Source organism: Micromonospora profundi, from assembly GCF_011927785.1.
Lineage (GTDB): Bacteria > Actinomycetota > Actinomycetes > Mycobacteriales > Micromonosporaceae > Micromonospora > Micromonospora profundi.
In genome coordinates this window covers 5,852,806-5,872,312 of record NZ_JAATJK010000001.1, presented here as the reverse complement: position 1 = coordinate 5,872,312, position 19,507 = coordinate 5,852,806, and the positions used below count along the sequence as shown (strand labels likewise).

22 protein-coding genes, 1 tRNA gene and 1 riboswitch are annotated in these 19,507 nt (G+C 70.2%); of the genes, 12 read left to right on the top strand and 11 right to left on the bottom strand.

From position 1 onward, the window contains the following. The first annotated feature begins 60 nt into the window (after positions 1-60). Complete coding sequence (locus F4558_RS26195; RefSeq protein WP_053651824.1) at positions 61-1,071, top strand: C40 family peptidase; 1,011 nt, start codon at positions 61-63, stop codon at positions 1,069-1,071. A 67-nt stretch (positions 1,072-1,138) separates the two neighbouring features. Here the strand turns inward: F4558_RS26195 and F4558_RS26190 are convergent, their stop codons facing one another. Further along, on the bottom strand, positions 1,139-3,112 hold the full coding sequence (locus tag F4558_RS26190) for an N-acetylmuramoyl-L-alanine amidase (protein WP_053651826.1): 1,974 nt from the start codon (positions 3,110-3,112) through the stop codon (positions 1,139-1,141). A 234-nt stretch (positions 3,113-3,346) separates the two neighbouring features. Then, positions 3,347-3,484, top strand: a riboswitch (cyclic di-AMP (ydaO/yuaA leader). 13 nt (positions 3,485-3,497) lie between these two features. Here F4558_RS26190 and F4558_RS26185 point away from each other — a divergent pair. Next, a complete protein-coding gene (locus tag F4558_RS26185; RefSeq protein ID WP_053651828.1) occupies positions 3,498-4,538 on the top strand; it encodes a C40 family peptidase in 1,041 nt (346 codons plus the stop codon). 75 nt (positions 4,539-4,613) lie between these two features. Here the strand turns inward: F4558_RS26185 and dcd are convergent, their stop codons facing one another. Continuing rightward, on the bottom strand, positions 4,614-5,192 hold the full coding sequence (gene dcd, locus F4558_RS26180) for a dCTP deaminase (RefSeq protein ID WP_053651830.1): 579 nt from the start codon (positions 5,190-5,192) through the stop codon (positions 4,614-4,616). Positions 5,193-5,269: 77 nt separating this feature from the next. On the opposite strand from dcd, the gene F4558_RS26175 reads away from it, so the two are divergent. Then, positions 5,270-5,827, top strand: coding sequence for a pyridoxamine 5'-phosphate oxidase family protein (locus F4558_RS26175; protein WP_053651832.1), 558 nt, complete (start codon positions 5,270-5,272; stop codon positions 5,825-5,827). A gap of 67 nt (positions 5,828-5,894) precedes the next feature. On the opposite strand, the gene F4558_RS26170 is transcribed toward F4558_RS26175, so the two are convergent. Next, the gene (locus F4558_RS26170) at positions 5,895-6,878 is read right to left on the bottom strand and encodes a zinc metalloprotease (protein WP_167946362.1); all 984 of its coding nucleotides are present in this window, start codon (positions 6,876-6,878) and stop codon (positions 5,895-5,897) included. A 202-nt stretch (positions 6,879-7,080) separates the two neighbouring features. On the opposite strand from F4558_RS26170, the gene F4558_RS26165 reads away from it, so the two are divergent. Then, positions 7,081-7,154: transfer RNA gene (locus tag F4558_RS26165), tRNA-Gly, on the top strand. Positions 7,155-7,597: 443 nt separating this feature from the next. On the opposite strand, the gene F4558_RS26155 is transcribed toward F4558_RS26165, so the two are convergent. Beyond that, positions 7,598-8,032, bottom strand: a complete 435-nt coding sequence (locus F4558_RS26155; protein ID WP_167946360.1) for a hypothetical protein — start codon at positions 8,030-8,032, stop codon at positions 7,598-7,600. A 104-nt stretch (positions 8,033-8,136) separates the two neighbouring features. Then, positions 8,137-8,925, bottom strand: coding sequence for a nucleotidyltransferase domain-containing protein (locus tag F4558_RS26150; RefSeq protein ID WP_167946358.1), 789 nt, complete (start codon positions 8,923-8,925; stop codon positions 8,137-8,139). 64 nt (positions 8,926-8,989) lie between these two features. On the opposite strand from F4558_RS26150, the gene F4558_RS26145 reads away from it, so the two are divergent. After that, positions 8,990-9,355: a VOC family protein gene (locus tag F4558_RS26145; RefSeq protein WP_053651845.1), complete on the top strand. Its 366-nt coding sequence runs from the start codon at positions 8,990-8,992 to the stop codon at positions 9,353-9,355. A 75-nt stretch (positions 9,356-9,430) separates the two neighbouring features. On the opposite strand, the gene F4558_RS26140 is transcribed toward F4558_RS26145, so the two are convergent. Next, on the bottom strand, positions 9,431-10,132 hold the full coding sequence (locus F4558_RS26140; protein WP_167946356.1) for a dihydrofolate reductase family protein: 702 nt from the start codon (positions 10,130-10,132) through the stop codon (positions 9,431-9,433). A 111-nt stretch (positions 10,133-10,243) separates the two neighbouring features. Next, positions 10,244-10,648 carry a hypothetical protein gene (locus F4558_RS26135; protein WP_167946354.1) on the bottom strand — a complete coding sequence of 135 codons (405 nt, stop codon included), beginning with the start codon at positions 10,646-10,648 and terminating at the stop codon, positions 10,244-10,246. Between the two features lie 40 nt (positions 10,649-10,688). On the opposite strand from F4558_RS26135, the gene F4558_RS26130 reads away from it, so the two are divergent. Together F4558_RS26130 and F4558_RS26125 are read left to right on the top strand one after the other, a co-directional pair. After that, a complete protein-coding gene (locus F4558_RS26130; RefSeq protein WP_245241365.1) occupies positions 10,689-10,856 on the top strand; it encodes a cytidine/deoxycytidylate deaminase family protein in 168 nt (55 codons plus the stop codon). A gap of 53 nt (positions 10,857-10,909) precedes the next feature. Then, a complete protein-coding gene (locus tag F4558_RS26125) occupies positions 10,910-11,788 on the top strand; it encodes an LLM class flavin-dependent oxidoreductase (protein WP_167946352.1) in 879 nt (292 codons plus the stop codon). A 7-nt stretch (positions 11,789-11,795) separates the two neighbouring features. Here F4558_RS26125 and F4558_RS26120 read toward each other — a convergent pair whose 3' ends face one another. The 3 genes from F4558_RS26120 to F4558_RS26110 are packed head-to-tail and all read right to left on the bottom strand — an operon-like array spanning position 11,796 to position 13,941. Then, positions 11,796-12,227: an ASCH domain-containing protein gene (locus F4558_RS26120; RefSeq protein WP_167946350.1), complete on the bottom strand. Its 432-nt coding sequence runs from the start codon at positions 12,225-12,227 to the stop codon at positions 11,796-11,798. 55 nt (positions 12,228-12,282) lie between these two features. After that, a complete protein-coding gene (locus F4558_RS26115) occupies positions 12,283-13,356 on the bottom strand; it encodes a questin oxidase family protein (protein ID WP_167946348.1) in 1,074 nt (357 codons plus the stop codon). Between the two features lie 33 nt (positions 13,357-13,389). After that, on the bottom strand, positions 13,390-13,941 hold the full coding sequence (locus F4558_RS26110; protein WP_167946346.1) for a phosphoribosyltransferase family protein: 552 nt from the start codon (positions 13,939-13,941) through the stop codon (positions 13,390-13,392). A 186-nt stretch (positions 13,942-14,127) separates the two neighbouring features. Here F4558_RS26110 and F4558_RS26105 point away from each other — a divergent pair, with 186 nt between their 5' ends. The 4 genes from F4558_RS26105 to F4558_RS26090 all read left to right on the top strand — a co-directional run bounded on the left by F4558_RS26105 (position 14,128) and on the right by F4558_RS26090 (position 18,503). After that, positions 14,128-14,766: a septal ring lytic transglycosylase RlpA family protein gene (locus F4558_RS26105; protein ID WP_053651861.1), complete on the top strand. Its 639-nt coding sequence runs from the start codon at positions 14,128-14,130 to the stop codon at positions 14,764-14,766. Between the two features lie 101 nt (positions 14,767-14,867). Then, a complete protein-coding gene (locus F4558_RS26100; RefSeq protein WP_167946344.1) occupies positions 14,868-15,995 on the top strand; it encodes a PP2C family protein-serine/threonine phosphatase in 1,128 nt (375 codons plus the stop codon). 129 nt (positions 15,996-16,124) lie between these two features. After that, on the top strand, positions 16,125-17,981 hold the full coding sequence (locus tag F4558_RS26095; protein ID WP_167947667.1) for an acyl-CoA dehydrogenase: 1,857 nt from the start codon (positions 16,125-16,127) through the stop codon (positions 17,979-17,981). A 252-nt stretch (positions 17,982-18,233) separates the two neighbouring features. Continuing rightward, positions 18,234-18,503, top strand: coding sequence for a DUF6458 family protein (locus F4558_RS26090; protein ID WP_007454197.1), 270 nt, complete (start codon positions 18,234-18,236; stop codon positions 18,501-18,503). Positions 18,504-18,546: 43 nt separating this feature from the next. Here the strand turns inward: F4558_RS26090 and F4558_RS26085 are convergent, their stop codons facing one another. Further along, entirely contained in the window at positions 18,547-19,086 is a 540-nt protein-coding gene (locus F4558_RS26085; protein ID WP_053651864.1) for a SixA phosphatase family protein, read from the bottom strand. 113 nt (positions 19,087-19,199) lie between these two features. Between F4558_RS26085 and F4558_RS26080 the strand changes: the two genes are divergently transcribed. Further along, positions 19,200-19,487: a DUF6458 family protein gene (locus tag F4558_RS26080; RefSeq protein ID WP_053651866.1), complete on the top strand. Its 288-nt coding sequence runs from the start codon at positions 19,200-19,202 to the stop codon at positions 19,485-19,487. Positions 19,488-19,507: the final 20 nt, after the last annotated feature.

Sequence of the window (19,507 nt, the reverse complement as noted above, 5' to 3'; positions counted from 1 at the left end):
GTCGTCTGCCTCGGCCCTTCCCTCACGCGAGGCGCCCGACGGTCGGTTGCAAAGGAGTCGATGCCGGTGGCAACCATGCCCCCTCATCGTCACGCCCCGGGGTCGCCCGTTCGACCGGGCGGTCTACGCCGGGTCGCCCGTCGTCTGCTCGTGCTGGTCGCCGCGGCGGCCGTCGGTGCCGGCATGCTCGCCGCCCCGGCGCAGGCCGAGCCCACTGTCGACGAGATCGAGGCGCAGATCGACAAGAAGTGGGAGCAGTTGGAGCCCACAATCGAGCAGTACAACAAGGTGCGGGCGCAGCTGAAGGTCAACCGCAAGAAGTCGGCCGACCTCCAGAAGAAGATCGAGCCCCTGGCCCTGCAGAGTGAGCTGGCGCTCAACCGGGTCGGTGACCTCGCCTCCCGCTACTACATGTCGGGCCCGTCGCAGGAGATCGGCGCGCTGCTGATCAGCGCCAAGCCGGACACGCTCACCGAGCAGCTCACCATCCTCGACCGGCTCGCCGCGCGGGAGCGCAAGGAGGTCGAGGGCGTGCTGGCCGTCCGGGCCAAGTACGACGGCGAGAAAGAGAAGCTCGACGCGCTGATCGCCACCCAGACCAAGCAGCAGAACGACCTGGCGGCCAAGAAGAAGCAGATCGACGCCGAGATCAAGAAGCTCGAGGCGTCGCTGCCGAAGACCACTGTCAAGACCGCGGGCTGCCCGACCATCAACGGTGTGGTCAGCGAGAAGGCCCGTATCGCGATCAAGACGGCCTGCGGCAAGATCGGCAAGCCGTACGTCTGGGGTGCCACCGGCCCGAACTCGTTCGACTGCTCGGGTCTGACCCAGTACGCGTACAAGGCGGCCGGGGTCAGCCTCACCCACCACACCGGCAACCAGTGGAACGAGGGCAAAGCCATCTCGCGGGCCGACGCCCGCCCCGGTGACCTGGTCTTCTTCTTCAGCGACCTGCACCATGTCGGCCTCTATCTGGGCAACGACCAGATGGTGCACGCCCCACGCGCCGGTAAACCGGTGCAGGTGGCAAGCATCAACCACATGCCTGTGGCCGGGTTCCGCAGACCCTGATCCCACAGCACGTACGACGACGGCCCCCGGTCACCGACCGGGGGCCGTCGCCATCTTCGTCAGTGGGTCAGCGGGGTGCGCCCACCGGGGACGGCAGCACCTGCACGTCGGCCAGGTTTACGTACATGATGCGGTGGCCGAACTGGATCTGCACGTACCTGTTGTCGCCGCGGATCACCGTCCAGTCGCCGGGTGACGAGCCGTCGAAGGTGCTGGCCCGGTAGTACTCGCCGGGCAGCACCGCGCCGACGGCGTACCGCTGGCCGGCGGCCAATGTGTACTGCAACGGCGAGATCGCCTGGTAGGGCACGCCGGCGGGGTAGGCGGCCTGCTCCGGGTACGCCCGCCCGTACACCGGAATGGTGGCGCGGCCGGGCTTGGGGGTGACCACCATCCCCACGGTCCAGGTGGCGGTGGGTGCGGAGGCCGGGTTGTGGAACCAGGCCCGTTGCCCGAGGTACCAGATGGCCGTCCAGTCGCCCTGCCGACCGGCCAGCGCGTACGTCTGGCCGGCGGAGGCCCGGGCGCCGTGGTCGGACACCTCCATCGTGTTCGGGGTGCCGTCGGGGCGCAGCGCGATGTCGTTGACAAGCGGCGCGTCGGCCGACGGCGCGGAGCGCAGCACCACCGACGACGAACCGCGCGACGGGCACGGAACGCCTGGCGTGACGCAGCCGACGAACGCCGGCCTGTTGGTGGCGTAGTCCGGGTCGATCCGGACCAGGCCGGTGGCCGGGGTGCCGGTGTCGAGTCGCGGCGCGTGCAGCAGGTCGAAGTAGTGCGTCCAGTCCCAGTACGGGCCCGGGTCCCAGTGCATCCCGCGCACTGTCGCCGCGGTGGTGCCGGGCACGTTGTCGTGGCCGATGATGTGCTGACGGTCCAGCGGGATGCCGAGTCGCAGCGCGAGGTGCCGGACGAGCTTCGCGGACGTCCGGTACATCGCCTCGGTGTACCAGGTGCCCTGCGCCGCGAAGCCCTCGTGTTCGAGCCCGATCGACTTGGCGTTGACGTACCAGTTGCCGGCGTGCCAGGCGACGTCCTTGGTCTTGACGTGCTGGGCGATGTGCCCGTCCACCGAGCGCAGCGAGTAGTGCCAGCTCACGTAGGTCGGATCTTGGACGAGCTTCAGGGTGGTGGCCCAGCTCGCCTCGGTGTCGTGGATGACGATGTACTCGATCTTCTGCCGCTTGGGCCGGTCGGAGAGGTCGTGGTTGCCGTAGTCCCCGTCGCCGAACGCCTCGTACGGCGCCGGGATCCACTCACAGGAGATGGTGCGGGGGCACTCCAGCCCGTCCGGGCGGGCGAGCTTGCGCAGGCCCAGCCGGTCCAGCCAGGTTCGATCCGGCCGTACCGTGCGGGCCGGCAGCGTGACCCGCTGGCCGTCGTCGGTCACCCGGGACTCGCCGGCGCCGATGGTGGTGAAGACCTCGTCGGCGAAGGCCGCCGCGGCGTCGGCGCTGTCCGCGCCGGCGTAACGGGCAACCGCGCCGTACCAGGCAGCCGGGTCGGTGCCGGTGCCGATCGGTGCGCCAAGCTCCCGCTGGTACGACGCCAGCAGCGCCGCCCCGCCCCGGATGTTCGCGTTCGGGTCGGTGCGCAGCGACTCCGGGGCCACGCCGGTCAGCGCGGCGGCGGCGTCGACCGTTTGCAGGGCGGCGCTGGGCGGCGCGGGCTCCGAGGCTTCGCGGGGTGCCAGCGCGGTACGCGAGTCGTCGCCGCGCGGGTCCTCGGTGCCAGTGTCGTGGTGCCCGCGCCCGGGCAGGGCGGTCACGTGCCGGGCGTCGGTCAGGTGCATCGGGCCGTAGCCGCCGCTGGTGCTGGGCGTGCCGGCGTTGCTGTCCCAACGGGACTCCAGATAGGAGACGCCGAGCAGCACGTCGGTCGGTACGCCGTACTCGCTCGCTGCGGCAGCGTACTGCTGCTGGCGGTCGGCCGTTGGTGCGGCGGCGACCGGACCGGCGGGCAGTGGCACCACGGTCACGGCGACCACGGCGGTGACCAGCAATGTGCGCCGACGGGACGGCAGGGTTGGACGGTGCATCGAACCCCCTAGATTGCGTGGGTAACTGTGAGGTCACCCTCCCGCCGGCCAGGAGCTCCCGTCAATACCTTTCCATATTCGGATACAGGCAGAAAAAAACCTTCGCGCACGGTCCGTGACCCCGCAGAATCGCCACGGAGTGTCACTGCCGCACGGGTTGCGGATCGGTAACGGTCATCTCTACTCTGGTCAATCGTCGGCCCGGTAGCAGGTCTGCCCATCCCGGGCGGTAACGGACCGGCACCGCCGAGTCGCTCGACGAGTGAGCCGGGGACCCAGGTTCCCTCGGGGTGAATCCGCAGATCGTGCGGTAGGGCGTCGACTTCCCGCCCGAACCCGTCAGCTAACCCGGTAGGCGGTCAGGAAGAAGGAGTACGGAACCCCGGTGGCACTCCATGCCCCGCGGCCGTCGTCCGAGCGGTCGGCCTCAGCCGACCCCCTGTCGATCGTGCCGCGTCAACGCTGGTCCCGCTTCACCACAGCTCTCGCCGCCATGGTCGGCGTCGCCGTCGTCCTGACCGGCAGCGCCACGGCCGCGCACGCGGACCCGTCCGTCGCCGAGATCGAACGCCAGATCGACGCCGACTGGAACAAGCTCGAACCGATCATCGAACGGCACAACTCCACCCGCACCGAGCTGGCCGCCAAGCGTAAGCAGGCAAGCGCGCTGGCCGCCAGGATCGCCCCGCTGGAGCGCCAGGTCGACGCCGCCATGGACAAGGTCAGCGCCCTGGCCGTCCGCGCGTACATGGGTGAGAACGTCTCCACCGTCAACGCGATGCTCGGCAGCCGCTCGCCAAGCGAGATGGTCGGCCAGCTCGAAATGCTCGACCGCTTCGCGCACAACCAGCAGCAGGACGTGAAGCAGGTGGCCGACCTGCGCGACGAGTTGGCCCGGCAGAAGGCGCCGCTGGACGAGTTGGTCGCCGAGCTGACCCTGACCGAGGCTCAGCTCGCGGCGAAGAAGAAGCAGATCAACGCTGAGATCGACAAGCTACAGAAGCTGCGCCTCAAGGTGTACGGCAACGGCGGCGGGGGTCCGCTGCGTCCGGCGCCCTGCCCGGCCAGCTACCCCGGAGGCGGGGCGGGCACGGCGGTCAAGTTCGCCTGCGCCCAGATCGGCAAGCCCTACGTGTGGGGCGCCGAGGGCCCGAACTCGTACGACTGCTCGGGGCTGATGCTTGCCGCGTGGGCCAAGGCCGGCGTGTCACTGCCGCACAACGCCGCGCAGCAGAGCCGGGTGACGAAGGACGTCAGCCGCGCCGACCTCCGCCCCGGTGACCTGGTCTTCTACTACAGCGACATCCATCACGTGGGCATGTACGTCGGCGACGGCTGGGTGGTGCACGCCTCCCAGGCCGGTCAACCCGTCAAGATGAAGAAGGTCGACGACGGACCGATCCACAGTTACGGCCGTCCCGGCTGAGGTGTAAGGAGGGGCCCCTTCCTAACGCCTCGTGTAGAGAAGGGGCCCCTTACTAACACCGAACGGGCGAGCGGCTCAACGGGTCGGCCAGGCGCGCCAGTTCTGCCAGGAGCGGCTCGGCGTCGGCCCCCGCTGGCCCTGGTAGCGCGAGCCGTAGACCACCGAGCCGTACGGGTGCTCGGCCGGCGAGGAGAGCCGGAAGATGCACAGCTGCCCGATCTTCATGCCCGGCCAGAGGGTGATCGGCAGGTTCGCCACGTTTGACAGCTCCAGCGTCACGTGACCGGAGAAACCCGGGTCGATGAAGCCGGCGGTGGAGTGGGTGAGCAGTCCGAGACGGCCCAGGCTGGACTTGCCCTCCAGACGGCCGGCGAGCTGCTCGCCGAGGGAGATCACCTCAAGCGTCGAGGCAAGTACGAACTCGCCCGGGTGCAGCACGAACGGCTCGCCGTCGGGCACCTCGACCACCGAGGTCAGGTCGTCCTGCTGCATGGCCGGATCGATGTGCGTGTAGAGGTGGTTGTTGAAGACCCGGAACAGCCTGTCGAGTCTTACGTCGATGCTGGACGGTTGAACCAGAGTGGGCTCGAAAGGCTCCAGGCCCAGCGTGCCGGCCTTGATCTCGGTGACCAGGTCGCGGTCGGAGAGCAGCATCGGACCACCATAGCGAGGCAGCCGGTGACCAGCGTGTCGAGGTCGCCTCTCGTACATTTGTTCGATAGAATGCCCTCATGGCTTCCTGGTCCGATTTTGCCGCCGACGAGCCCCGCCTCGCCGACGGGATCCGCGTTCTCCTGCAGCAGTACGGGCCGGGCTTCGGCTATCTGGCCACGGTCCGCGCCGACGGCGGTCCCCGCGTCCATCCGGTGTCCCCGGTCATCACCGACGAGGGCCTGTTCTGCTTCATCATCGACTCGCCGAAGCGCCGCGATCTCGAACGCGACGGCCGTTACGCCCTGCACTCGTTCCCACCGGAGGAGAGCGACGACGAGGCGTACGTGGCGGGGCACGCCTCGCCGGTGACCGACCCGGCCCGGGTGGCCCGGCTGGCGCAGACCGCCCGAGCCGAGCCGCAGGTCGACTGGCGGCTCTTCGAGTTCACCGTCGACGTGGCGATGCTGACCCGCCGTGAGCACCAGATCACCGGCATTCCTGGTCTCCCGCCGAGCCGTCCGGCCGTTCGGGTCTGGCTCGACCCGCGAGCCCCGGCGGCCGCGCCGCTCGGCGTACCCCAGGCTCGCCCGACCCGGCTCAGCCGCGACGTCAAGTGCACGACGGCCGCCGCCTGACCACGGCCCAGAAACGCTGGTGCCGGCTCCGTCGTGGCGGAGCCGGCACCAGGTGTACGCGGGAGAGCTACGCCGCGCGGTACGCGTTCCAGGCGGTCAGCATGCGGCTGGCCTGGCCCGGGGTGAACTGGTACATGCACGAGTCGTAGGTGTAGTCCATGAAGTTGGTGATCGGGTCCAGCCCGGTCGCCGAGCAGGTGTTCCGCCCGGTCGGGCACTGGTAGGCCGGCGAAGCCTCGGCCGGGGTGTCGCTGACGCTGTCACCCGAGCCGCCGCAGCCGCCCTGGAAGGTGTGGTAGAGGTTCAGCCAGTGCCCCACCTCGTGGGTGCCGGTGTCGCCCTGGTTGTAGTTGGTCGAGGTGCCGCCCGGCAGCGACTCGCTCAGCACGACCACGCCGTCCATGCTGCTCAGGTTGCGCTGCGGGAAGGTCGCCCAGCCCAGCAGGTTGTTGCTCAACTCGCCGAGGTAGATGTTGAGCGTGTTCTTGCCGCCGGTCCGCAGCGAGGACTTCATCGACCGCTCCGCCGACGAGCCCTGCACGATCGGGTACCACGACGGGTTCGTCACCCGGTTGATCCTGTCGAGCCGGAAGGCGAACGCGGTGACCGCGCCGCCCGTCGCACCGGCGTACGCCTGGTTGAGGACGTTGATCTGCGAGGTGATCATCGAGTCCGGGATGTTGCCGCCCGCGCGGGTGGTGTTCTCCTGGATCACGTGCACCACCACCGGGATGGTGACGGTGGCCAGCGCCGTAGCGCCAGCGCCTGTCCGATAGTTGGCGCGCTCCCGCAGCGCCGCAGCCATGTCGGCTTCCCGCTCGCGGACCTGGTTGACGGTCAACTCGTTCGGGTCGTGCTTGGCCGCGCCACCGGGCTTCATCCGGGCGTCGGCGTGGCTGTCGGCCGGCTCCACGCAGGCGCCGTCGGGCGCCGCCGAGAAGGCCGAAGCGGCCGGAACGACACCCACCGCAGCGGTGCTGAGCAGCAGCGCGAGGGTTGTCGATGCGACACCGGCGGCACGCCGGGTCAGCAGGTTGGGACGGGGTCCCATGGGCCCACCTCTTTCTGGCGGCGCGGCAGGGGGTGTGTCACGCCAGGGCTGAGAACGTGTGGCTGACGTTACAACCCATCGATGCATTTGAGAACGACCATATGTTGCCGTGAGGAAACTTCTTGTAGGACGGGCTCGCCGGCCGGCGCGCAGGGGTGCCTGGGTGCACCGGCTGGGCGACTCGGGTACAGTGGTGCCGCTCGCGGGTGTAGTTCAATGGCAGAACATCAGCTTCCCAAGCTGACAGTGCGGGTTCGATTCCCGTCACCCGCTCCACGATCAAGGCCCAGGCAAGGACGCGAGTCCCAGCCAGGGCCTTCGATGTTCCAAGGTCAACGATCATGCGGTGTGTCATTGGCCCCGGTCATCCCGGCCGCATCCGGGTTCGCTGAACTCTTCCTAGGGGCACATCAGTGCGCCTCGGGAGACGTACCCCAACGGCGTACGCAAAGCAGACTTCTACGACCCGGACGGCAACGAGCTGAGCTTCGGCGGCGCAGCGCTCTGACGTATCCTCCGGCGACCTCGAAGAGGTGGCGAAGAGGTTGCCGCTGGTTCACGACGCCCAAGCGCTCGGCCGGTTGATCGAGCACGACCACGACTCGCCGGAGATTGCGTACTACGAAGCGTTCGCGGACCCACAAGCGCCGGCGGTGGACGATGCACAACGGCCCTACGCAGGGCAGTACCTCCGTAGGTTGCGGCGGCTTGACGAGACGTCACCTCCGGCCACAACCGCCGGTGGACCCACGGCCGTGCGCGTCCGGGCCGATGTATGCCGGCGGTGAGGACCAGGGCCTGAGGATCGGGTGACCGCCGGGCGGCATCACCGGGACGGCCGGTGGCCAGCCCGCGGCTTCGGTGGCCCGAGGATCGCCCCGACTCCCCACATTTCGGCGAGCGCCTGCCGACCGCTCTGCCGGCTTCTCCTGATCCGCGACTTTCTGCTGGTCGGGGCCGGGAATCGGCAACGGCGGGTAGTCCTCGTCGGACGGCTCGCGGTGCCCGTCCGTCCACACGACGATGTGCCAGACGTGCCACTGACGGCGGCGCGAGAAGCTCAGCGGCGACCAGAACGTCGACACCTGCGTCGCCAGATGGCCGGCCACCTCGCCGCCACGCCGGAGCACGGCCACCACCACGAAACGGGTCAAGCGCGGGCTCGGGCTCCGGAGGTTTCCACACCCGACAATCATCCAGCGGTGCGGCCCGGGTTGACGGGGCGTGGCCGTTCGACCCACGCCCCTTTCTGGTCAGATCAGTGCAGTCTCGTGCCCGCAAAGCGACGCCAGGCATCTTCGGTGACCGCGTTGACACTCTTACCTCCGGCAACAAGGTCTGTGGTCGTGAACTGCTCCGCCTCGCCCGAACGCCAGCGGACCGCCCGGTGGGCTAGACCGGCGTACTCGGGGAACAGTTGCGCCAGGTAGTCGCCGGCGGCGGCCTTCGAGATGATGTCACCACGGGCGAGCGTGTAGTGCAGTCGCGCGGGCCCGAGCACGAGCCAGACCACCATCTCGGCGTCCACGGCTGCCTCGGTTTCCCCGTCGGTTGGTTCCGAGGGAAACGTCGAGACCATCGCCTGCCAGTAATCGCGCAGGTTGTCGAGGTTGTAGCGGCGCAACTGCTCCTGGTCGACCCGGACTCCAAGCTCTGTCACGGCTGGGCCGCGAACCGGAATGCCGTACCGCTGCAAGGTCAGCCACAGCACTGGGCTGAGCTCGCCGCAGGGCTCGTCGGTTCGCAGCTCACCGTTGACCACGAACGGCAGGACCTGCCTGTCGCTCGGCCAGGACTTCACCAGCGCGGGCTCCAGGTAGACCCCGTCGAGATGGGGTGATCGCGGCATCTCGGCATGGACCTTCGCGAGCTGGGCAAGGTCGTCGCTCGTTGCCGGACGCGACGTCATGATCACGGTGTCGACGTCACTGACACCGGGTTGCCAGGCGCCGAGCGCGGCGGACCCGACGACGTAAAGACCTCGCACATAGCCGGGCAGCGCCTCGTCGGCCGCTTCGAGATACGTCCGCGTCAGACCGTCGATCATGACATCGACGGTAGCAACGCAACCCCGCTCGTACGGTTAGTGTCCGGTCAGGAGGTGGTCGCGCGTGTTCACCGAGGCGTTCCCCATCGTGACGACGACAGACCTGCCACGACTGATCGCGTTCTACCGGGATGTGGTCGGCTTCGAGCTGACCTATCGTTTTCCCGAGGACGGCGAGCCGGAGTTCGTGGCCCTCCGGTTGGGCAGCAGCGAGTTGGGCCTGGCAGCCGACCCGCACGCCGGTGACCCCGCGCTCTCGCGCCGTTGGGAGTTGTGCGTGTACGCCGACGACTGCGACTCGGCCGTGGAGGCACTGCGTACCGGCGGCGCGACCGTCACCGAGGCGCCCGTCGACCAGCCGTGGGGTGAGCGGTCCGCCCGGGTCACGGACCCCGACGGCAATCGCATGCTCGTGCTGTCCCGCCTCTAGAAGCCCGATCGCCGACGGTCACCGCATCGCCGACGGGTCACCGCATCGCCGACGGGTCACCGCATCACCGGCGGGTCACTGCGTCACCGTCGGCCCGCCGCCGCGTCCCCGGTCGTCGAGTACGAGCGGGGCCCGGCCGCGCACCGCGTACCGGATGTGGGTGACCTGCGGCGTGGGGATGACGCGGGTCGGCGTCAGTTCGATCGCCTCCTTGTCGGCGAGGTCGAGGTCCGCGTCGAACAGCCGCAGGCCGGTGCCGACCACGACGGGTACGACGTGCAGCTCCAACTCGTCGAGCAGGCCGGCCTTGAGTACCTGCCGTACGAGGCTGCCGCCGCCGGCCACGGCCACGTCCTTGCCGCCGGCTGCGGCGCGTGCCTGCTCGACGGCGCTGGCCACGCCATCGGTGACGTAGGTGAAGCTGGTGCCGCCCGCGCGCAGCAGGGTCTGGCGCGGACGGTGGGTGACGACGAAGACCGGCGCGCGGAACGGGGGCTCGTCGCCCCAGGGGATCTCGCCTCCGTCGGCCAACCGCCGGCCCATCACGTACGCCCCGGCGGCCCCGAACGACTCGGCGATCACCTCGGAGTTGACGTCCTGCTCGCCGCCGGCGAAACCCTGTCGTTCGCGCCACGCCGACGCCTCTGTCGCCCACCGGGTGACGCGGAAGAAGGCTGCGCTCTCGGCCGACTCCATCCAGTCGCCGTCGCCGTCGAAGCGGGGGCCGGCGTAGAACCCGTCCAGGGACATCGACAGCTGTGCGGTCACCTTTGTCATCTCGCGTCGATCCCTTCATCGGGGCACCCGTTGCGGGCACCTGCTCGGCGAAGGGTCGGAGTCGACGAGCAGCACCCGACAATGCGCCGGTGTGATGTGGACCACAGGAGCCTATGCCGAGGTGCGCGCAGCCTTCGTCGCGTACCACAGGCCGGCGTGCTCAGGATCGTTCAGCCAGTGCATCCGGGGCACCTCCTCCGGGCGGGGCCGCCAGTCGCGGTACGGGGCGAACGCCACCCGCCACGCGATCACGACGAAGACCAATCCACCTACGCCGACCAGCCAGAGCAGGGCGTCGCGTCGCCGGTAGGAGGCGCACGGGGCGAGCCAGGCAGTCAACACCGCAGGCACCACGAGGGGCGTGAGGTCGGCCATCGGTCCCGCGCCGAACCGCGTTTCGACAAGCTCGCGGACGAGAAGGTACGGCACGATCGCCGCCAGCACGATCACCGCCGCGACACATGTGCGTGCGCGCCGCACCAAGGGAGCGCGGGCGGCGAGAGGATCGACGGACATGCCCCGGAGGGTACGGCCCAGAAGTTGCCAGCCGTGCCCGATGTGCGCCACCGCCATCGACCGGTCCGGCCTGGGTCGGGTCGTGTTCGCCCTGTCCGCCGAGCAGTTCGAGAGCGTCAAGCCGCCCACGCCGGCTCCGGCCCCGGTCCGGTACGACGGCCCGGCCCTGTTCGCCGAGGCCCGGCGGCCGATCGAGGATCACTACTGACCGGACGCTCGTCGACCGCCGCGGCACCGGGGAGGCGAACTAGGCTGGCGATCATGCGAATTGGCATCGTGATCCTGCCCGACCAGCGCTGGTCCGAGGCGCAGCGCCGCTGGCGGCAGGCCGACGAGTGGGGCTTCGACCACGCCTGGACGTACGACCACCTGGGTTGGCGTGATCTGGTGGACGGTCCGTGGTTCGACTCGATGGCCACGCTGACGGCCGCCGCCACGGTGACCTCCCAGATCCGGCTGGGCACGCTCGTCGCGTCGCCGAACTTCCGGCACCCGGCCGCGTTCGCACGGCAGATCACCACGGCGGACGACATCTCGGGCGGCCGCCTGCTGCTCGGCCTGGGCGCGGGCGGCATCGGTTTCGACTCGGCGGTGCTGGGCGGCGAGACGCTGCCGCCGCGCCAGCGGGTCGACAGGTTCGCCGAGTTCACCGAACTGCTCGACCTGATCCTGCGAGAGGACGGCACCACCTGGCGTGGGGACTGGTTCTCGGCGGTGGACGCCCGCAACAACCCCGGCTGCATGCAGCAGCCCCGCGTGCCGTTCGTGGTCGCCGCGAACGGGCCGCGGTCGATGCGGCTGGTGGCCCGCTTCGGTCAGGGTTGGGTGACCACCGGCACCGACGCCGACGACGTGGAGGGTTGGTGGGGCACCGTGTCGGCGCTGTCCGCGCGGATGGACCGGACGTTGGACGAGGCCGGCCGCGACCCCGCGACCCTGGACCGCTATCTCTCGATGGACGCGGCCCCCGTGTTCTCCCTCAGCAGCGCGCAGTTCTTCGCCGACCAGGTCGGCCGGGCCGCCGGGTTGGGCTTCACCGACGTGGTGACGCACTGGCCGCGCGAGAGCAGCTGGTACGCCGGCGACGAGGCCGTCCTTGTGGACGTGGCGACCCGGCTGCTGCCTCAGCTACGCGGTTGAGCCGCCGTCAGGTGCTGAGGTCGCCGCTGGCCACGCCGCCCTCGCCGCCGGACACCAGTCGCAGGCGTAGGCAGACGATCGGGGTGTCGTCGTCCACGGGGGTGCCGAGCCGCGCCCAGTAGGTCGCGTGCCCGGCTCGCCACTCCTCGATCGAGCGGTCACCCTCGCCTTCGGCACGGGCAAAATCCCACGGTACGTCGGCGAAGCGGACCACCTCGACGCCGGTGATCTCCACGACGCCGACAAGCATGTCGTTGTCGTCGACCAGGGCCAGCCGTTCGCCGACGTGCTCCAACTCCTCGCCCTCGTCGGCGTACTCGGCCAGCCGGCCGGCCGTGGCGGTCTTCACGCCGGCCAGCACGAGGGTGTTCAGGGTCGCCCGCAGTTCGCCGGGGGTGCCGAGGTCGAGGGCGCGCAGGTCGCCGATCCGAGGCCACATCCTGCCGAGGCTAGGCGAGCGGCGTGCCGTCGTCGTCGAAATTCGCCGGCCACGGTCAGATCATCTGCCCCGCGTAGCCTGCGGCGGCGAGCAGCCGTTCGTCGCCGGTGGCCGCGTACGCGTCCAGCACCGCATCGGCCAGCTTGACCACGTGGGCGTCGCCGTTGCGGGCCGCGCGGGCGAAGACCTCCGCCGGGGTTGCGGCGGTCAAGGTCGGCGGCGTGATCCCGTCGGTCGGCGCGTACACCGAGGTCACTGCCGCCGTCGCGGCCCAGGCGGCGGCGAGGCTCGGCGCCCAGAGCGCCCGGTCGAGGGCGGGCAGGGTACGCAGTACCGCGGTCGGTGCCGTGACCGCGTGCACCAGCATGACCGGCGCGGCGTGCCCGAAGCGCAGGTAGTCCAAGCCGGCGCGGTGCACCAGCGCGGTGAGGCCCCGCTCCGCCTCGGCCGGGGTCCGTGCGGGGCGCAGTGCCGCGACTGCCGCCTCCCAGTGGGGTACGCCCGGAAGCTGCCCGAGCCGTTCCCGGATGCCCCCGGTCTGGTCGTCGATCCGGGGCAGCCCGGCCAGCGCGGCGGCCACGTCGAGGTCGGCGGTGTCCGGTCCTCGCGCGTCGACGGTGCCGGCCCGGTCCGGCGTGGCCCGGTCGAACAGGCGGTCGGTGCCGGGGACGGGCTGCCAGCGGGCCGCCCAGTAGCCGAGGGCCTGGCCGAGTTCGGTGAGCCGCCGGGGGTTCGCGTCGTTCGTGTCGAGGGCGCGGACGGCGTGCCCGACGCGGATCACGCCGTGGGTGGCGCCGGCGGCGATGCCGGGCAGCAGCCGGGGCCACCAGGTGCCGAGGACGTCCCGCCACGGGTGTTCGCGCAGTTGCCGGTCGAAGTACGCCAGCCAGTCACCGGCTCGCTTCGGGTCGCCGAGCGCCGCCCGCCAGTCGTCGATGGGACGCAGCCCTCGGGGCAGCTCGTCGAGGCGGGTGAGGTAGTCGTCGAGCCAGCGGTGCACGTGTTGCGGGTACCCGTGCCGGGCCAGCGCCTCGACGGCCATCGGTCCGTGGTTGGAGAGCCAGCCCTCGTATTCGGGGCCGGTGCGGTGCAGCCGTTCGTACGCTTCGTCGAGGATCCCGTCGCCCATCGGTCGATCGTCGAAGATGAAGTGCGGTTGAGGTCAAGCCGGCAGGTCGGTGCCGGCCAGCAGGCCGGTGATCCGTAGTTCGGCCGCGACCTCGGGCGGGCAGTCGACGACGGCCACGGCCGTGCCCAGCACCTCGGCGCCGCGCGCCGCGCAGATGTCGTAGAGGGCGTGGAGTTGCGCGCCGGTGCGTACCCAGTCGTCCACAACCAGGACCCGGTCACCGGGGCCGAGGTGCCGGTCGCGGACTGCCAGGTCGACCTGCCGGCCCCGGTAGTCCGGCGGACTCTTCGCCCAGGTGAGCGGCCCGGCTGGTAGGCGCCCGTCGTCGGCCTTGTGTGCGGCCACGAACCCGACCCCGAGGGCGGTGGCGGCCAGCGGGCCGAGAAGCAGTCCGGTGACCGCCGGGGCGAGCACCACTGTCGGCCGGGCGGCCCGGTACGGCGCGACCAGGGCCGGACCGAGTTCGGCAAGCACCGTCGGGTCACGCCACCAACCGGAGATGTCGCTGACGAGGTGGCTGGTGCCAGGTCCCGGGTCGATCCACCGGAACCTGTCGACGAGGCGTTCGGTCAGCTCACCGGGCATCGGTCCATCCTGCGGTACGCGCGTTCGTAGGGTCGGCACCTGGGCTGGTCGACCCATGCGGGCTCGGATGATCGGCTACACGTACCCGTGCAAATACGGGCATAGCACTATGATCACGTTGACTTCGGAAGTGCTTCTCTCGTTACGGTCCGACCCGGTTTGTTCAGTCGACGAAAGGACCGGGCCGTGGCTGGTAGGCACTCCCGTACCCGCATGTTCTCCTCCCCCGCGGGCATCGTGGCCACCGCGGCGGTCGGCGTCGCTGTCGCCGTCGGCGGCACCTTCGGTGCCGTCCAGCTGACCTCCGGCTCCACGGGATCGGAGCAGGTGGCTCTCGACCTCACGCCGACCACCGTCCCCAGCAGCCCGGCCACCAGTTCCCCGAGCGCCTCCCCGAGCGCGAGCGCCAGCGCCTCCCCGAGCGCGTCCGCGAGTCCGTCGGCGAGCCGCTCGCCGCAGGCCGCCTCCCGGGCCAAGGCCCGCACGAGTACGCCGAAGCCGAGCGCGACCGCGAAGAAGACCACACCGGCCGCCAAGGTGCTGCAGAGCGGTTCGTGCGGCGCGTCCTTCTACTCCGACGGGCAGCTCACGGCCAACGGCGAGTCGTTCAACCCGAGCGAGCTGACGGCGGCGCACAAGACGCTGCCGTTCAACACGAAGGTCCGCGTGACCAACCCGAGCAGCGGCAAGTCGGTGGTGGTGCGGATCAACGACCGTGGCCCGTTCATCGACGGCCGTTGCCTCGACCTGTCCCGCGCGGCCTTCGCCACCATCGCCTCGCTGGACGTCGGCGCGTTCACGGTGCGGTACGAGGTGCTCGGCTGAGTGGAGTTGACGAGGCCGATCCGGTCGGACACCTGCGCCGGCCGGACAGAACCTCCTCAGACGACGGGCCAGGTTCATACACGGGTTCACGTGGATCAGGCATGCTGTCCCTCGTACGCACACGACTCCTCCAGTCGGGCCACCGCCCGCTGAGCCCCGGATCCCGCGCCGGCCTCGGCGCGGCCCTTACTCTGCTCGTGATCGTCTCGGCTGTGGAGTTGTCCGACGGTCGGCGGGCGCACTACATCGCCATCCTGATGACGGTTCCGCTGCTGGCTGCCGCTCTGGCGTCCTGGCGGGTGGTGCTCGGCGTCGGCGCCGTGGCGACGCTGACCGGGGTGGGCTTCGCCGTCGTCGATCCGAAGATGTTGCTGGTCACCTCGGTCAACGTTGTCGGGGTGGCGCTCGCGACCGGGCTGGCGGTGGCGGTGGCGTCTGTACGGCAGCGGCAGGCTGAGCAGATCGGCGAGTTGACCAAGCTCGCCTCGGTGGCCCAGCAGGCTGTGCTGCGTCCGCTCGGTCCGCAGGTGGGCACGCTCTCGGTGGCCGGCCGCTACATCTCCTCCACCGCCACGGCCGAGATCGGCGGCGACCTGTACGAGGCGATCGACACGCCCTACGGCGTACGCATGATCATCGGCGACGTACGCGGCAAGGGGCTCGACGCGGTCCGGCTGGCAAGCATCGTCCTCGGCTCCTACCGGCACGTGGCGTACGAGCGGGCCGACCTGCGCGCCGTCGTCGCCGACCTGGACCGGGCGGTGGCCCGCAACGTCGGCGACGAGGACTTCGTGACCGCCGCTCTGGTGGAGGAGCGGGGTGGCACGCTCACCATCGTCAACTGCGGCCACCCGCCGCCGCTGTTGTTGCGCAGGGGCGCGGTGATCCCGCTGGAGCCGCCGGCACCGGCACCTCCACTCGGGTTCATGCCTGTGGTCCGCCCTCGCGTGGAGCGCCTGGAGCCCGGTGACCGGCTGTTGCTGTTCACCGACGGCCTCGGCGAGGCCCGGCGGGACGGCGAATTCTTCCCCACCGCCGACCGGGCGTGGCGGCTGCTCGGCCACGGCACGGTCGCGGACGGGCTCGCCTCGCTGGAGACGGCCCTCGTCGAGTGGGTGCATGGCCGGCTGGACGACGACATCGCTCTGGTGCTCATGGAGTACGCGGGCACGCCCACAGGTGTGGCGTCGGCCGTGCCGAGCTGGGAGGTCGGCGCCGCCGAGAGCTGAGCCGGCCGTTGCCACAGCAAAGTGTGTAATCGCTGTCACTTCGGAGATCGGCTTGTCGCTGCCTACCCGCGAGTAATACAGTGTGAGTTACTGATCGGTAACACCTGTCCGGAAGCGGGGCCAGTGAGCATGACCCACTACAAGAGCAACCTGCGGGACCTTGAGTTCAACCTCTTCGAGGTCTTCGGGGCGGACCAGGCGTTCGGCCAGGCGCCGTACTCGGAGCTCGACGCCGACACCGCCCGCACCTTCCTCGCGGAGCTCGACCGGCTCGCCCGCGAGGACCTGGCCGCCAGCTACACGGACAGCGACCGCAACCCGCCGGTGTTCGACCCGGCCACGCACACCGCGCCGCTGCCGGCGTCGTTCAAGAAGTCCTACCAGGCATTCATGGACTCCGAGTTCTGGCGCCTGGACCTGCCGCCGCACCTGGGCGGCACCACCGCGCCGCGCGCCCTCTGGTGGGCCCTCGCCGAGCTGGTGCTCGGCTCGAACGCCCCCATCTGGATGTACGCCTCCGGCCCGTCTTTCGCGCACGTCCTGGAGGTCGAGGGCACCGAGCAGCAGAAGCGGTGGGCCAAGCTCTTCATCGACAAGCAGTGGGGCTCCACGATGGTGCTCACCGAGCCGGACGCCGGCTCGGACGTCGGCGCCGGCCGCGCCCGCGCCATCCAGCAGCCCGACGGCTCGTGGCACATCGAGGGCGTCAAGCGCTTCATCACCTCGGGTGAGCACGACCTGAGCGACAACATCGTGCACTACGTGCTCGCCCGCCCGGTGGGCGTGGAGGGCCACGGCGGCCCCGGCACCAAGGGTCTGTCGCTCTTCGTGGTGCCGAAGTTCCACTTCGACGAGACCACCGGCGAGTTGGGCGAGCGCAACGGCGTCTACGCCACGAACGTCGAGCACAAGATGGGCCTGAAGGTCTCCAACACCTGCGAGCTGACCTTCGGCGAGCATGGCGTACCGGCCAAGGGCTGGCTGCTTGGCGACAAGCACGACGGCATCCGGCAGATGTTCATGATCATCGAGTACGCCCGGATGCTCGTCGGCACCAAGGCCATCGCCACCCTCTCCACCGGCTACCTCAACGCCCTGGAGTACGCGAAGAACCGGGTGCAGGGCGCCGACCTGGTCCAGCAGACCGACAAGACCGCTCCCCGGGTCACCATCACCCACCACCCGGACGTCCGGCGCTCGCTGCTGCTGCAGAAGTCGTACGCCGAGGGTCTTCGCGCTCTTGTTCTCTACACCGCCACCTGGCAGGACAAGGTCGCCATCGCCGAGGCGGCCGGCGACGAGAAGGCCACCAAGCTGGCCAAGCGGGTTAACGACCTGCTGCTGCCGCTTGTCAAGGGCGTCGGCTCGGAGCGGGCGTACGAGCTGCTCGGGCACGAGGCCCTGCAGACCTTCGGTGGTTCCGGCTTCCTCCAGGACTACCCCCTGGAGCAGTACGTCCGGGACGCCAAGATCGACACCCTGTACGAGGGCACCACCGCCATCCAGAGCCTCGACCTGATCTTCCGCAAGATCGTGCGGGACAACGGCAAGGCGCTCATGGCGGTCGCCAGCGAGATCCAGGAGTTCATCTCCTCCGAGGCGGGCAACGGCCAGCTCAAGGAGGAGCGGCAGGCGCTCGGCAAGGCGCTCGGCGAGGTCCAGAACATCCTCGGCGTCATGACCGGCTGGCTGGGCGAGGCGCAGGGCGGCGAAACCCGCGCGCTCTACAAGGTCGGGCTGAGCAGCCGGCGGTTCCTGCTGGCGATCGGCGACCTGGTGGTCGGCTGGCTGCTCCAGAAGCAGGCCGACGTCGCGCTCAAGGCGCTGGCCGGAGACGTCTCCGCCAGCGACAAGGCGTTCTACACCGGCAAGGTGGCCGCCGCTCGGTTCTTCGCCCGCGAGGTGCTGCCGCGCATCGGCGCCGACCGGCGGATCATCGAGGGCACCGACCTCGACATCATGGACCTCCCGGAGGAGGCCTTCTGACCGTGCCACGGCACGCTTGACGGTTTCCGGGCCGCACCACCCGGAACCGACAACGGCCGGCGGGGCAAGTGCCCTGCCGGCCGTTGTCGTCCCCGGACGCACGGCCGCGGCGAATGTCGGACCGGCCGTGCCGGCCGCCGGGGTACGTCGATTGATCGAGCCGCGCCGGGTAGGCCGGCCCCCTGGCGGGTAACCGGCGCGTGACCAGGAAAGGGAACGCCCAGAGCCACCGCACGGGGGAGTGCAGCGCACATGGGTGTAGGAAGCGGCATATTTCTCATCGCGCTCGGCGCGATCATGACTTTCGCGATCAGAGCCAATGTCTGGTGGATCGACCTACGCGCAGTCGGCTGGGTGTTCATCCTGGCCGGGCTTGCCGTGCTGCTCACCACGCTGTGGTTCTGGCAGGACCGGCGCAAGCGGGCCCGGACCCTCATCGTGGAGGAGAACCGGCTGTCTCATCCGACGGCGATGATGCCGCCGCCGCCCGACCCGCCGCCGCCGACCGCGCCACCTTCCTGACCCGAGTACGCCCTGAACCACCCGTCGACATTCGGCGGGTGGTTCAGTCGCGTGCGGTGTGCCGTTCGACGATCGGTGCTCCGGCGCGCGCCAACTCCGGCCAGGCGAGCGTGCTGCGGTGCACCACCAGCTCGGCTGTCCGCAGGCCCTCGTCGGCCGCCCCGTCCGGGTCGAGGAACGCCGACAACAACGAGACACCCGGGTTGTGGGCGACCAGCAGCACGCTTCGGGCCGACGGATCTGCGGTGCGGACCAGCGCCAACAGCTCCTCGGGGTGGGCGTCGTACGCGCCGGGCTCATAACGGACTGTCGGCCGAGGGCCGGTCGGCCCGCCCTCCGGCGGCGCACCGGTCATCCCCATCGCGACCCCGTGCCAGGTCTGCCGGGTACGCCGGGTGGTCGAACAGATCACCACGTCGGGCAGCAGATCGTGCCGGGCCAGCCAGGCGCCGGCCGCCGCCGCGTCGGCCTCCCCGCGTGCGCTGAGTGGACGGTCGTTGTCGTCCGTGCCCTCGGCGCCCGCCTCGGCCTTCGCGTGCCGGAGCAGCACAAGTGTCCGCGTCTCGACTCGGCTGTCCGTCATGCCACCAGCTTGCCCGATTGGCGATCTCCCCGCCGGGGTAAGTCGATGGATGCCGCGACCCCTACCAACGGCCGCGACGGGCCGTACGCCAGGTTAGAGCCGAGGAGCGAGACATGGGCATTGGTGGCAGCATTTTCCTGATCGCATTGGGCGCGATCTTCGCATTCGCCGTGGAGGCCGATCTGGGCTGGCTGGACCTGGCCGTGGTCGGCTGGGTGCTCATGCTGGCCGGTGTCGCCGGCCTGCTCGTCACCCTCTACTTCTGGAACAGCCGCCGCCGCACGGTGGTCGCCGCACCCGTCCGCCAGGACCGCGTGGTGGCCGACCGGGTGGTGCCGGTGCAGGACGACCGGGTCGTCGAGGAGTACCGCGAGGTGCGCCGGCCGGGTCGCCCGGTCTGATCCTCGCCCGCGAACTCCGG

Coding starts and splice junctions, on each gene's coding strand:
- F4558_RS26130 (WP_245241365.1), top strand. CDS start 10,689: ATGTGCGCCACCGCCATCGACCGGTCCGGCCTGGGTCGGGTCGTGTTC.
- F4558_RS26190 (WP_053651826.1), bottom strand. CDS start 3,112: ATGCACCGTCCAACCCTGCCGTCCCGTCGGCGCACATTGCTGGTCACC.
- F4558_RS26115 (WP_167946348.1), bottom strand. CDS start 13,356: ATGGGCGACGGGATCCTCGACGAAGCGTACGAACGGCTGCACCGCACC.
- F4558_RS26090 (WP_007454197.1), top strand. CDS start 18,234: ATGGGTGTAGGAAGCGGCATATTTCTCATCGCGCTCGGCGCGATCATG.
- F4558_RS26080 (WP_053651866.1), top strand. CDS start 19,200: ATGGGCATTGGTGGCAGCATTTTCCTGATCGCATTGGGCGCGATCTTC.
- F4558_RS26120 (WP_167946350.1), bottom strand. CDS start 12,227: ATGTGGCCTCGGATCGGCGACCTGCGCGCCCTCGACCTCGGCACCCCC.
- F4558_RS26095 (WP_167947667.1), top strand. CDS start 16,125: ATGACCCACTACAAGAGCAACCTGCGGGACCTTGAGTTCAACCTCTTC.
- F4558_RS26125 (WP_167946352.1), top strand. CDS start 10,910: ATGCGAATTGGCATCGTGATCCTGCCCGACCAGCGCTGGTCCGAGGCG.
- F4558_RS26150 (WP_167946358.1), bottom strand. CDS start 8,925: ATGATCGACGGTCTGACGCGGACGTATCTCGAAGCGGCCGACGAGGCG.
- F4558_RS26140 (WP_167946356.1), bottom strand. CDS start 10,132: ATGACAAAGGTGACCGCACAGCTGTCGATGTCCCTGGACGGGTTCTAC.
- F4558_RS26175 (WP_053651832.1), top strand. CDS start 5,270: ATGGCTTCCTGGTCCGATTTTGCCGCCGACGAGCCCCGCCTCGCCGAC.
- F4558_RS26195 (WP_053651824.1), top strand. CDS start 61: ATGCCGGTGGCAACCATGCCCCCTCATCGTCACGCCCCGGGGTCGCCC.
- F4558_RS26100 (WP_167946344.1), top strand. CDS start 14,868: ATGCTGTCCCTCGTACGCACACGACTCCTCCAGTCGGGCCACCGCCCG.
- dcd (WP_053651830.1), bottom strand. CDS start 5,192: ATGCTGCTCTCCGACCGCGACCTGGTCACCGAGATCAAGGCCGGCACG.
- F4558_RS26170 (WP_167946362.1), bottom strand. CDS start 6,878: ATGGGACCCCGTCCCAACCTGCTGACCCGGCGTGCCGCCGGTGTCGCA.
- F4558_RS26135 (WP_167946354.1), bottom strand. CDS start 10,648: ATGTCCGTCGATCCTCTCGCCGCCCGCGCTCCCTTGGTGCGGCGCGCA.
- F4558_RS26110 (WP_167946346.1), bottom strand. CDS start 13,941: ATGCCCGGTGAGCTGACCGAACGCCTCGTCGACAGGTTCCGGTGGATC.
- F4558_RS26085 (WP_053651864.1), bottom strand. CDS start 19,086: ATGACGGACAGCCGAGTCGAGACGCGGACACTTGTGCTGCTCCGGCAC.